The sequence below is a fragment of the Bacillus cereus group sp. MYBK216-1 genome, from assembly GCF_051916495.1.
In the GTDB taxonomy this organism is placed as follows: Bacteria; Bacillota; Bacilli; order Bacillales; family Bacillaceae_G; genus Bacillus_A; species Bacillus_A thuringiensis_K.
Map to the genome: position 1 here is coordinate 141,905 of NZ_JBQAGT010000006.1, position 13,128 is coordinate 155,032.

Sequence of the window (13,128 nt, forward strand, 5' to 3'; positions counted from 1 at the left end):
AATTTTAATTACGATTTCTATTCCTGGATTTCAATGATATTTTGAGCATTCATTTTTCATTCTAAAAACCTAATACTTTGGTAATAATTCTGTTAATATTACACTTTATGTAGTTAGTAACATATTCACAAGAAGTTTTCTTTAAGAAATTAATTTGTAGAGTAATAATTTTGTAGGGGATTTATGTTATAAAATTAAGCATACTTTTTCCAATATCATATAGAAAAAAACAAAAAAGTGACATACAGTGAATATTGAGAAATAAAATTCATTTATTCCATATCTAACCAAAATAGAACGAATTTTCAATTTTAAATTAGATTTTCTTGCATTTATAATTGCATTCTCTATAAATCATCTATGGTGAGCTTTTAAACTTTAAACATAAATGAAATTATATGTGAAATTTTTTAATTTAGATGAGGATCTATACGTGAATCCATTCCAGAGGAATTACATATGCTACAGATTTAATATTCTTCATAAAGTTATATACATAAACTAAATTCCTTCAAACGTTTTAAAAAAATATTGAGTATGAACATCGTTAGTGGAACGCTTCCTACCGAAGGCAAACTTATTTCTAGGATTGCTGACTTACAATTATGCATTGTACGACTCCTAAGACAGACCAAATAAGTTCCATATGCTACAGTACTGTTTATCCTTCCGTTATCTTTCGCTATGCACATACAATATTTTCATCTTATACCCATAACTATTGTCCTGCAGACGCTTTATATTATCTTCAAACCCACTATTTCACTAAACTGTAAAATTAAAACCACCAAATTTCCGAATAAACTGAAAACTAATGAGAAATTGACAAGAAATCTCAATAAGATCTTTTCAATATATCTTAACTTCAATCTCATGGAATCAGGACTCAATAATGATGCTATACAGGGAAATATTCTACTAAATAGAATTACTAAAAGAGATATCTATAGAGAACTCAGATGTTAAAGAGAATGCTTTGGATTTTGCTGAAGAAATAGCACAAAATGTAGAACAAAGTGCAGCTGTAAGACCCTCTCTTCTTAGATAAGCACAAGCGGCTTTAACTGATATTAACTCAATGGTTGCTCATGGCTCCCAAGTTGTAGCTAAGATTGGCCAATTCATTAATATAATGATTGGATTTATTTTATAATTTTCGTTTTTTAAATTCTTTTTTATTGCTAAGAATTTAAGAAATGGTTCTAGTACAAACATATATAATTTTAAAAGCATCCATGCTGGGTGCTTTTTGCTTTACTATGAAATAAGTATCCAATTTGAAATATCACTTTTTGAGAAAATTCAACTACAACAGTAAAACTAATTTCGCATTTTTTTCAATATGTAAAACCCGTCATTAAATAACCAAATAAAAATCTAGTGATATTAGTATGTTTACTTAACATTACTAGGTTCTTTGAGTTTAACATTTTGTATGTTTTGTAAAACTGATTTTTTCTTTGCAATCTTTAAATATTAGTTATTATTAAATTGTAATTAAATCTGCATTAGATAGTGGACTTGAACCTGATATTGATTATTACATGATGAACGGATATTAAGAGATAACCGTTACATTTAGGAAATAGAGGTTTTAGTCATGAAAAAAATTAAAGAAATAATCAAAAAGATACGGGAACATTCGGAGGCAACAATTCAGTTTATTAAATTGTTGAACGCAATAATGGATTTGTTAAAACACTTCCTATAACTTATTTTTATCAAGTAAAAAAGCCCTCAATCCAATTTAATAAACTGCAATTTCATTTGGTAGCATGTTCGCTAAAGCGGGAATTTGGGATGTCGCACGATTTTTTAATGATAGATGCTTTATGCGTTCTAGGTGCTCTACACTTTCTGTAGATAGTAGGTCCTTAATTTCATTAAAATGATTTTTAATCGAAAGTAAACTAATGGCTAAAAGTTTACTTTGGAGTTTTGAATCATTTATAACTAATTTTGTAATAAATTTCTCAATATAGATATACTTAGTAATTACGGATTGAATATTCAAAATTAATAAAAATTTAAGTATTATAAAAATATGATGGTTATTCCTTTTGTTTACTCCTTGTGCTAAAGATAAGATTGTGTCCCGATCTTATCTTTTTTCTTTGTAGATTTTTGATACAAAAAAAGGAATCCTTATAATAAGGATTCTGCGACAGAAAAGAACAAATATATAATAATAAAAAGAATTACTTATATTATAATTTAAAAATAAGACAAATATATTGAGAAAATTCAGAACGGATTGAATATTCCTATACGCTTATATATAATTGATTAAGAGTTGGAGTAGTAATCTGTTATCTGTTCCTTTTTTTGAAGAAGATTGATCTCAATCTTCTATTTTTTTGTTTTTTTCCTCTTCCCTCGAAAAAAGGAAAAAGAATTACTTAAGAATTGTGGAAATTGCTTGCTTGTAGACTAGTTGTTGCTTACCATGAGCAATCATAAGAACGGTGAATTTGTCCATTGCAAGGATCTGCCCACGTACTGGAATGCCATTCTTTAAAAACACAGTAACTTCCCCTTTTTTCCCTTTCAATTGTTCATACATATCTTCTTGTAAGTTATACATGAAATGCGCCCCCTAATTTTATCTACTTATCTTCTAATACTTGCTGCCCCTCATTGTTGTCTATATACAACTATCGTATCACATTTAAATTAAAATACGGATCTAGGAAGAAATTGAGCCGATCCTTTTGAAAATAAAGAAAAGACGCGATAAAGCGCCTCCCATTTGGGTAATTAAGAAGTAAGGTTTCCAAGATAACTGAAAAAATAGAACAGGTGCTTAGATTTCACCAGATTTTTCCGCTGAATGAACATGTATTATTGCATGCTAACGAAAATCCTGCTATTTTCCATTTGGAGGCACCATATCATTTCGAGAAAATTGTACGTTTAGTAACATTCTTGTAACAATTAAGCCCTGTGTCTGTGCAACATACTTTTGGTAAAGGTTTATGGTAATCGTTTTGGGGAACAATCAATTTCTTAAGTTGCTGGCGATGCGGCGGTACCCAAGTACTGACATTCTGACCATGCATTTAACGCAAGAGCAGTCTTTCTTCGTGAGGGATGTGCAAAAACACCCTTCTTCAAATGATTTTGTTAGTTATTCTTTTTAGAATCTTTATTATAAATGCGTTGGCTATAAATGTTTATATACGAGTATGAGAACGTCTTTTTTGTTTTGCCAGTCCCTCAATAATGTGAGCAGTCGGCATATATAATAATTGGGCTGCTGTGGAAGAAGTAATGCCAGCAAACGGATAATTATCTTGATAACAAAATGAATCATATACAATCTCATTCAGTTGAATCGCTTGATATTGTCTTGTCCATAGTTTATTAGAGATTTTATTGGTACATGCTGTGATAATATTTGATTGATTCTCCGCCATTAATGTTAAAGCATGCGAAATGAGCATATTGATGGCACTCATGATTCCTTTTCCCATCCATTTTGGATGACAGGCTCCCATATCAAAATAAATTAAATTTCCCTTAGGTAATTGTAAAAATTCTGCAGATTTTTCTTCTAAATCTGCTAATAGTTGTAAAATGGGTGCGACTGGTGGACATATTTGAATTGCTGTTTGTTTATCGATTAACGGTCTCTCCGCTTTTCGGCATAAAATGACTGCCACCATTTCATCGTCCTTCATCGCTACCCATGACATCTTTTGCTGAATAGCTCGGTCCACCATTTCTTCACATATTTTCTTATAGGAAAATAAGGGAACTTGTATATAACTTACTAATGGTTCATTCTGTACAAAGGCTGTTGCAATCAAATCCGTTACCTCTTGTATATGTTTTTTCTCTAACAACTCAATTTTCATATAGGACTCCTCTTTTCTGTATTCAAGTTGGATAACAACCTATTACAACAGGTATTTGAAGTTCCTTAGGCATTAAGAACCCCCATCGATTTTTTGTTTGATATTATTCAAAACACCGCTGTGTAAATAATTATAAAGCTTTACATTATATACCCATATTGAGAAAAAAGATGAACTTAATTTCTTTATAGGGGGCACGACACACATTCATCAACTTAAGGATTCGGTATAGCTTTAAAATAAAGATTGATTAAAATGGAGTTTTCCTTTATGAATATATAAACAATATTTATAAAAAAATTTAATCATTTTGAGATGAATTATGTTAGACATTATAAACTAGCAAAAATAAGAAGTAGATAGTGCCCCTATCTAAAAAAATGTTTAATTGCTTCAAGTCTTATTTTATGACTGCATTCGTCACAGCAATATTTCCCTTTTGGATTTTCCTTGAACTGCTTATATTTTTCAGTTCCTTCATTTACTAGAAATACACTTTTACAGCAAAAACAAATAACCTCATAAAATATCATGACCTTCCCCCTCATCAGGGTGATATGTTACTTTTGAGTTGTTCGCTCAAAGATTGTAATAAGTTCTTTAGTGTAATCTTTAACGTTTAGATCGGGGTTCATCATTAGCTCGAGGCTAAATCCGTCTATGGCATGCCTGATTGTTAACGCCATCACCCGTAAGGCCGTTTCGGAAAATTCTCGAAACACCCCCTCTTGCATCCCTAAACGTAGAATATTTTTAATGGGAAGAAAAATAGTTTCATCATGGTCTGCTGCAAACCGAAGTTTTCCTTCATCTGTTCTTTCATTTGAAACAATTTCTATAACAGCGAATATATGCTTTCGATGTTTATCTATAAATTTCAGATTCGACTCAATATACGTTTGGAGCATTCCTTCTGGGGTCGTTTGAGCTTCAATTTGCGGACAACTAAAGGACTGGCAAGCTATATAATAATCGATTATAACTTGCTCTAGAAGTTCCTCTTTGTTTGTAAAGTAATAAGAAATAACCCCCTTACTTATTTTTGCACGTTTAGCGATTTGTCCTAAAGAGGCTTTTACATAAAATCTTTTTACATATTTTAACAAAACAATCAGGTAACATTAAGGGTTCCAATTTAAAAATCAAGAATTATTAGTATAAGTTGGTATCATAAATTTCTATAAAATATCGCATTATAAATAATGTGGAAATGAACCTAGTGTTTCTTTTTACGATTTTTTATAGGGGGGACAAAATTGAATATAATTAACTTTTTGATGTCATCATTGAATTATGGGGAAATAATCCAACGAATACTTGGGTTATTAGGAAATAAAAAGAAGAACAATAAAGGATGGATTTGGGCTTCTTTACTAGGATTAGGAACAGTTTTAGGGTTATTGGCAACACGTAATTCAAGTATGATGAAATCTATAAAACATACGTTCCAAGGTTTTCAAAATAAAACAAGATCATTTATTCCATCCAAAGTAAATTTAGCAAATATGGAATTTGCTGATGAAATTACGCCTTACAACCAAGAGAGACATGGTAACCAAACTAATAATCACCACCATTACAAGACAAAAACCCCATCAAAACAACATTAAATAGATAGCCGGTTCTTTATCTTACAGGGAACCGGTACATTTATGTCTAAATGTACAAGCTTCTTTTTGAAGTGGTGATACCTAATAAATCTTTAAAGTAATCATTGATTTATATAAAAACTGCAAATTATCATTATATATTTTTATATCTTTTATAAAAATGAGGATACTACATTATGAAGAAATTTTTAAAGTTTAGCTTGATAGGAATATTAAATACACTTATCACAATGATTAGCTACATAACTTTGGTTAAAGTTGGTATTAATTACCTTACCGCTAACTGTTTTGCTTATTTAATTGGTGTTATTAACAGTTATTATTGGAATAAAAATTGGGTTTTTGAATTCAAAAATAAAGAGATATCATTATTTTTGAAATTCCTAACTGTAAATTTAATTGTATTAATTTTTAACACAATTACCTTATTCATATTAGTTGATAAACTTTTTATCAATAAGTTTATCTCACAACTTTTTTCTATCAATGTTGGCATGATAATGAATTTTTTCCTTCATAAACTTTGGACATTCAACAAACAAAATCATTTGCAATAATTCAACCAATCCCTACTACAAGGAGGATAAAAGCTTGGAGAAACTTATTTCAATTATCGTTCCTATGTATTTTGAAGAAGAAGTAGCACAAGAATGCTATAATTGTTTAAAATCTGTTATGCTACAAAATAATATTAATTATGAATTTATCTTTGTAAATGATGGTAGTACCGATCGGACGATGGAAATTTTAAAAGGTATTTCAGCCGGAGATTCTCGTGCTAAAATCATAAACTTTGCTCGTAATTTTGGACATCAAATAGCTGTAACAGCAGGAATTGATGTTGCTAAAGGTGATGCTATCGTAATCATTGATGCTGATTTACAGGATCCACCTGAAGTCATCCCAGAACTTATCGCAAAATGGGAAGAAGGTTATGAGGTTGTTTACGCGAAAAGAAAACGGCGTGATGGTGAAACTTGGTTTAAACTTGTAACAGCTAAATATTTCTACCGTTTCTTAAATTTCATGTCTGATATTAATATTCCTAAAGATACAGGTGACTTCCGTCTTATTGATTGTAAAGTAGCAGATGTATTCAAACAAATGACAGAACGAAATCGTTTCGTACGTGGAATGATGTCTTGGATTGGATTCCGCCAAACATATATTGAATACGTAAGAAATGAACGTTTTGCGGGTGAAACAAAATATCCCTTAAAGAAAATGATGAGATTTGCCTCAGATGGTATTATTGCATTTTCTACAAAGCCACTAAGAATGGTTATGACTTTAGGTTTAATTTCTGTATTAATTTCTATTGCAGTTTTAATATACTCAGTTATTGTTAAATTTATTGGACAAGACATTCAAACTGGATGGGCTTCTCTTATGGTTGCTATCACATTCTTCAGTGGTGTGCAACTTCTTGGTCTTGGTATTGTCAGTCAATATATTGCTCGTATTTATGACGAAAGTAAGAATCGACCAATCTATGTTGTAAAAGAGACTGTAAATATAGAAGAGGATATAGCTGTAGACGATAAAGACAAATTGAATAAATCTTAAATATACTAAAAAGAATTGTAGCACGTGTATTTCACTGCCATAATTCTTTTCTTTATTTAGATTAAATACTGGCTGCAATCTAGTCTTTCAGCCACTTAACTGTTAAGACTTTTCTTTTTTATAAAAATAATCAACATTAAGAAGTAAATCCATTTCCCTCCGGTATTCTTCCCTCTTTCACACTTAAGTTTATACAAGAAGTTTCTTAATTTATATAAATCACAACATCTTATTAACCCAGGAATAATTTCTTTCGTTTAGGAAATTTTATAAATAAACTTTTTGAAATTTTTCGAGGTGTTTTCAATGTTTTTAAAACAGAATAACAAAGAAATAAAGTTACTGGTTTTTGCAGCAATCATACTCTTTCTTTATTTGTCTCCTTTATTTATTCTTGGAGAAAATGCGCATATTCGTGTTCATGATAATCTTGATTCCAATCTGTCTTGGTATAAGGTTTTGGCAAGGAGCGGAGAGATAATAGGTCCGATTGATGCTACCATTCCACAGGTGATAAACAATCAATTGTCAAGAAACGCATTTAGTACGGAATTTAGTGGTATCGTTTGGTTGTATGCTTTTTTTCCAAATATGGTTGCGTATGCATTGAGTCAAACGATTACAAGAGTGGTTGCATTTATAGGGATGTATGTTCTTTTAAAACAACATTTTTTACCTAGAGAGGAATGGAGGGTCATTGCAGTAGGAGTTTCATTAGCTTTTGCTCTTACTCCTTTCTGGCCGTCAGGAATGCTTAGTACTCTCGGAATGCCTCTTGCACTTTGGGCATTTTTAAATATTCGAAAAGGAGAAAGGTCGTGGAAGAACTATTTCGTACTCACTCTTATTCCTCTATACTCGAGTATTGTTTTAGGTTTTTTCTTTTTTTTAAGCGGAATGGGAGTCCTTTGGTTAGTGGACTTAGTAATAAAAAAAGAATGGAACTTTCGTTTTCTTTTTTCAATTATTTATATGACGCTCATTTACATGATTGTAGAATATCGCTTAGTATCTTCCTTCTTTTTATCTACTGCACCTAACAGTAGAGATGAATATTTTCATGCAAGATTATCGTTATGGCGATCTCTCCGCCTCACATTGAAAAATTTCCTTCTAGGACATACCCATGTCATGACAGTCCATACATTTGTTATTTTACCTGTCATACTTATTGCGTTGTATTTTATCATTACTAAGAAACAATGGAAGCAAGAAAAAGTCTTTGTTTTTTTGTTTTTGTTTAACATAGCTTTGTCAATTTGGTATGCTTTTTGGTTTTATAAAGGTTGGCTTCCATTAACAAAACGTTTTCACATTTTAGATACATTTAATTTTGCACGTTATCATTTTTTACGCCCGTTAGTTATTTATGTTTTATTCGCTCTTGGATTAAAATTTTTATGGTTACAAGGGAAAATATGGAGACACGTTGTAACAGGTTTTGTGATTGCTCAAATTATTTTGTTAAGCTTTTATAATGAGGAAATTATTTTTCAAAATAAACCTTCAGTAAAGGAATTTTTTGCAGAAGAACAATTCCAGAAGATAAAAGAGTATATCGATTTACCTTTGGAGCAGTACCGTGTCGCTAATATTGGTTTACATCCTGCTATCGCTCAGTACAATGGATTCTACACACTTGATACATATAATAATTTTTATCCTCTATCATATAAATATGAATTTCGAAAAATAATCGAGAAGGAACTAGCGAAGAATAAAACGATTCGTACGTATTTTGACGAATGGGGTGGCCGCTGTTATATTTTCACCGATGAACTTGGAAAACACTATATGTTTACAAAAAAATCAAACAAACGCTTAAGAAATGTAGAACTAAATATAGAACACTTCAAAAAAATGGATGGTCGTTACATTTTTTCTGCTGTTCCAATTGAAAATGCAGCAGAGAACAATTTATCTCTTGAAAAAATATTTACATCAAACACATCCGCTTGGAAAATTCATTTATATAAAGCAATATAGATACTTGAAATAGATTGCCTCTCTCGATGTAAATGCCCATAGCCAATAAGCTATTTTTTCATAATGTCCCCAAAAACAACAAAGATGTTTTGGGGATGTTTCATTTCACTAGATTGATAAGCTTGTGGCGGTACCCTAAATAACATACCAAAATACACTTAATTTGGTAATAAACATCAGTTTCATTTGAACTAAACTAGCTTGGGTTCCGTACATAAGAAAATATTGTATCATCATATAACTTAATACCGTAATAATCAAAAACAACATATAAACCAAGCGTATTTATTGTTAATTATTCAACTTCTAGTATCCCAAAAATTAACATGATTACAGTAAAACACACGATATAAACGACTAACTGAATAACAATAAGCAATATAAAACTGATAGGTTATTCGATAGAATTTTCATACCAATCACCACATGCTCCACAAATTCTTCAGCCACAATAGTTTTGCTTTATTTAATACCTATTTTAAATTTAAAGGTTTCAATTTTATCGACTGCCTTGTTATATCCTCCAGCATTTTTTAAAGATTCTCCAATTCTATGACTATTTTTTGTATAAATATCATTTGATAACACATGCATCGCTGTATTACGTAATATCTCCGGAGTAAGGAATTTACGATTTAACTGGACTCCGGCTTCTAATTCTTCTATTCTTTGAGCAATTATAGGCTGATCTCCCATAACAGGAATAACTAGCATAGGAACACCAAAATATAAGCTTTCACTGGAACTATTCATTCCCCCATGTGTAATAAATAGATCAGTATGTTGTAGAATGTCTAATTGAGGAACGTAATTATATAGCTTAAAATTAGAAGGAATATTATTTAATTGACTAATATCATTTTGCTTCCCTACAGCTAATATGACAGTAACCGAGCTATTTCGAAATGCTTCAAAACATGTGCGATAAAAATCGGATTGTTGGTTAAATACTGTTCCCATAGAAATAAAAATCAGCTTGTTTCCCTTTTCCTGTTCTAAGCAAAAAGAATCTACATCTTTACGCTGTGCAATAGAGGGCCCAACAAATATATAAGAATCATCAAATTCTTCGACATTTGGTTGATATAATTTTGATGTATATACAATTGTAATATCCCCTGGGCATGTCATCAAATTTTGTTTTTCATTAAGAGTAATTCCATAAATATCTTCCCATTTTTTAAAAATACGCATAACTTTCTGATATAATGGAGATTTTTTATTCTCTTCTTCGTGATCCTTCATAAGAGCAGATGCTATTTTTTTAGTAATGGCAAATGTTGTACATGAAGAAATTTTAGGTATTTGTAGTACTTCAGCTATAATCCATCCAACAGCGAAATTATTATCATATATAACATAATCGTATTCTTCTTTTTTTACTTCTTCTAAAATTATCCCTATTATTTTATCCATGGATTTCACAATGTATAATAATAGTTCTTGAGGATTTATTTGCCCATTCATTCTTTTTACCATGTCTATTTGTGATATGAAATTTTCATATGGTCGAAACAAAGCTCCTGTATTCTCTATTTTACTTCTATACTCTTCTACGCAATAATAAATAACTTCCTCGCCTCTTTTTATTAGTTCTTCAACAACTGCAATTGTCGGATTAATATGTCCTTCTCCTGGAAAATTAAACATTAGAACTTTTGCCATATTATTGTTCCTCCCCTAAAGTTTAAATAGCTATTCCATTATTACTAATATCAATCATGTACCGATATTTGAAGTAAAGATTTTCTCTTTGAATAAATTTTTACTAAATATCCTTTCTATTCAAGAGTTTTTCTCCTCTCATTTTAATAAAATCACGCGTGCTATTAAATGGAAGAAACAATTAAGAAACAAAGTTGATATAAAAAACCACATAATTCCCCCCTCTATTTATCTCATGTATAATAAAAAATAACTAAGAGTAGGAAGGGCTGAATTATGCACAAATATCAATATTTTTCATCTACCCATCACCAATATAATGGAGGTAAAAGTATTGATTACAGAACTATACACACAAAGATTATATTTAAGAAAAACAGAAGAATCTGATTCATTAAGCTTATTTAAAATATGGTCTGATCCAGATGTTACGAAATTCATTAATATTATTAATTTCACTAATGAGGATCAGGCAAAAGATATGATTAAATTTCTAAATGAGCTGGCTCAAAACAATAAAGCAATACGATTTACTGTTATCGAAGCAAAATCTAATCAAATCATTGGCTCATGTGGTTATAATTTCTTAGATTTTGAAAACTCTAAAACTAAGATCGGCTATGATATTTCAAAAGCATTTTGGGGCAAAGGATATGCACCTGAAGCAATCTCCGCTTTAATAGATTGTGCATTTATTGATTTAAAACTAAACCGCATTGAAGCAAAAGTTGAATCTGAAAATCTAAATTCCATAAGCGTGTTAAAAAAATTAAAATTCACATTAGAAGGAAATCTAAGAAAAAGTGAAAAATCAAATGGAAAATTCATCGATTTAAGTATCTATTCAAAATTAATAACTGATTACTTGTAGTCTCTCCCCCTATACTTCAGTGAAGTATAGGCCCTTTTTATTCCTTAATAAAATTCAAATTGTAAGTCAATAGAAAATTGATTTCGTTTCTAGTTACTAACCTACAACTCATAACTGTTTATAAAGGTACACTTTTATAGGTATATCAAATGCTCTCTATATCTTTGAACACGTAATAATAAAAAGCGAACCAAAGGGTGTACCTTTTGATGCGGTAAGAAATGAGAAATATAGGGAAGTGAAGTTTATGGGGAATTAGATATATAAGATAGAAGGAGGTGGAATTTATAAAAAAAGCCAAAAGAAAAAAGCGTATTGAAGGATGTGTGTTATTTGTAAAATATTTAAATTCCGAGGTAAAATTTTATTAAAGAAGTAAGAGTTTCATATAAACTATTTATTTTATGACATAGGAGGGTTATGCTTATTTTCTTTAATCAGTTAAATAATACGGAACTATATATACTAAATTCAAATCACTTTTTAGACTAGAGAGAAAATAATTATCTACACTCCTGATAGCACTACTCAATTTTTTAGTAGATTAATATTTTGAAAGCAACCTTGAAAAATTTGTAATTCAGAATTAGAATAATAAATAAGGGGTTGTTAACTTTGTTAAATAATTTGATTCTATTTTAACATTTTATTGGAATAAATTAAAATATGAAAGGTGATTTTAATGAATTCAGAGTCGTTTGCGTTTGCGTTAGGAATTGCTATAGTGTTTGGATTATTATATTCCAGTGTCGTAGCTGCTATAATTGGAGGAGCAGCAGGATTTGTGGTCGGAAAATATTTTAAAAAATAAAAGTAATTAATAATAAAATAGCCCTAAAGGGCTATTTTATTATTAATTTTTTTGTTGTTCTATAAAGTATTCCTCTAAACTATTCTTTTTAAATAATCCATTTTGTAACCAATATTTATATTCGAAATGTTCATTATTGTAAGTGGAAATAGTTTGTTTAAGGTATTGAAACAAATTTTCTTGTTGCTCGGTAGGGGATAAGAAAACATTTTTTAAAAGGATTTTTTTTGACAGATTTATAATAATATCAACCTTCCCTTTGTATGAATCTTCCACTGTATTTAAAAACGTTTCTTGCCCAATTATTGTAGCTCCCATAGCAGTAAATACTCTGTTCATATAATTAATAACGTATTTTGCCCCGTTACTTTCCGCAGAAGCCAAAAGTATAATTGGTTTGCCAGATAATTTAAAAATATGAGCCCAATAAGAGATTCTGTCAATTAGATTTTTCATGTCTCCAGAAACATTATGTGAATAAACAGGACTAACTAGAAAAATAAGATCTGCTTCTAGTAACTCATTTTTTATTAAATTAGTATCGTCATTTGTTAAAAAATCAGAGGGACAAATCCCTTGATTGAAACAATTTTTACATCCCGTTGGAGGGTGCACATTATGTGTGAGAGGTGTAATGAGTGTTGTATTAATTCGATGATTCAAACTCCTTTTTAGTTCAGTTAATAAGTTTTCTGTAATTGTAACAGAACGACTGCTGTTATTCCTTGAAGCAACGTAAGCTACTACTTTTTTCATAAAATT

The 13,128-nt window shown here is 30.2% G+C and carries 12 protein-coding genes; 6 read left to right on the plus strand and 6 right to left on the minus strand.

Translation table 11 applies throughout. The features are described 5' to 3' along the window. Positions 1–2,395 precede the first annotated feature (2,395 nt). The 4 genes from hfq to ACTFRH_RS21640 form a co-directional block, all read right to left on the minus strand. On the minus strand, positions 2,396–2,584 hold the full coding sequence (gene hfq / locus ACTFRH_RS21625; protein ID WP_000282540.1) for an RNA chaperone Hfq: 189 nt from the start codon (positions 2,582–2,584) through the stop codon (positions 2,396–2,398). A gap of 589 nt (positions 2,585–3,173) precedes the next feature. Further along, a complete protein-coding gene (locus ACTFRH_RS21630) occupies positions 3,174–3,857 on the minus strand; it encodes a hypothetical protein (RefSeq protein ID WP_000687687.1) in 684 nt (227 codons plus the stop codon). A 368-nt stretch (positions 3,858–4,225) separates the two neighbouring features. Next, on the minus strand, positions 4,226–4,390 hold the full coding sequence (locus ACTFRH_RS21635; RefSeq protein ID WP_000578501.1) for a DUF2197 domain-containing protein: 165 nt from the start codon (positions 4,388–4,390) through the stop codon (positions 4,226–4,228). Positions 4,391–4,417: 27 nt separating this feature from the next. Next, complete coding sequence (locus ACTFRH_RS21640) at positions 4,418–4,963, minus strand: TetR/AcrR family transcriptional regulator (RefSeq protein ID WP_000922556.1); 546 nt, start codon at positions 4,961–4,963, stop codon at positions 4,418–4,420. A 150-nt stretch (positions 4,964–5,113) separates the two neighbouring features. On the opposite strand from ACTFRH_RS21640, the gene ACTFRH_RS21645 reads away from it, so the two are divergent. The 4 genes from ACTFRH_RS21645 to ACTFRH_RS21660 all read left to right on the plus strand — a co-directional run bounded on the left by ACTFRH_RS21645 (position 5,114) and on the right by ACTFRH_RS21660 (position 9,019). Further along, the gene (locus ACTFRH_RS21645; RefSeq protein WP_001021512.1) at positions 5,114–5,467 is read left to right on the plus strand and encodes a hypothetical protein; all 354 of its coding nucleotides are present in this window, start codon (positions 5,114–5,116) and stop codon (positions 5,465–5,467) included. Between the two features lie 176 nt (positions 5,468–5,643). Then, positions 5,644–6,024 carry a GtrA family protein gene (locus tag ACTFRH_RS21650; protein ID WP_000714040.1) on the plus strand — a complete coding sequence of 127 codons (381 nt, stop codon included), beginning with the start codon at positions 5,644–5,646 and terminating at the stop codon, positions 6,022–6,024. A gap of 34 nt (positions 6,025–6,058) precedes the next feature. Then, positions 6,059–7,033 (plus strand): glycosyltransferase family 2 protein, encoded by a 975-nt coding sequence (locus ACTFRH_RS21655; protein WP_000413112.1) that lies wholly within the window; start codon positions 6,059–6,061, stop codon positions 7,031–7,033. A 306-nt stretch (positions 7,034–7,339) separates the two neighbouring features. After that, positions 7,340–9,019, plus strand: a complete 1,680-nt coding sequence (locus ACTFRH_RS21660) for a DUF6044 family protein (protein WP_000478940.1) — start codon at positions 7,340–7,342, stop codon at positions 9,017–9,019. Between the two features lie 462 nt (positions 9,020–9,481). Here ACTFRH_RS21660 and ACTFRH_RS21665 read toward each other — a convergent pair whose 3' ends face one another. Beyond that, positions 9,482–10,684 (minus strand): macrolide family glycosyltransferase, encoded by a 1,203-nt coding sequence (locus tag ACTFRH_RS21665; protein WP_001151405.1) that lies wholly within the window; start codon positions 10,682–10,684, stop codon positions 9,482–9,484. Positions 10,685–11,018: 334 nt separating this feature from the next. Between ACTFRH_RS21665 and ACTFRH_RS21670 the strand changes: the two genes are divergently transcribed. After that, entirely contained in the window at positions 11,019–11,555 is a 537-nt protein-coding gene (locus ACTFRH_RS21670; protein WP_000627288.1) for a GNAT family N-acetyltransferase, read from the plus strand. A gap of 682 nt (positions 11,556–12,237) precedes the next feature. Continuing rightward, positions 12,238–12,366 (plus strand): hypothetical protein, encoded by a 129-nt coding sequence (locus tag ACTFRH_RS21675; RefSeq protein ID WP_269724306.1) that lies wholly within the window; start codon positions 12,238–12,240, stop codon positions 12,364–12,366. 42 nt (positions 12,367–12,408) lie between these two features. Here the strand turns inward: ACTFRH_RS21675 and ACTFRH_RS21680 are convergent, their stop codons facing one another. After that, positions 12,409–13,122: a flavodoxin family protein gene (locus ACTFRH_RS21680; RefSeq protein WP_000758153.1), complete on the minus strand. Its 714-nt coding sequence runs from the start codon at positions 13,120–13,122 to the stop codon at positions 12,409–12,411. Positions 13,123–13,128 lie beyond the last annotated feature (6 nt).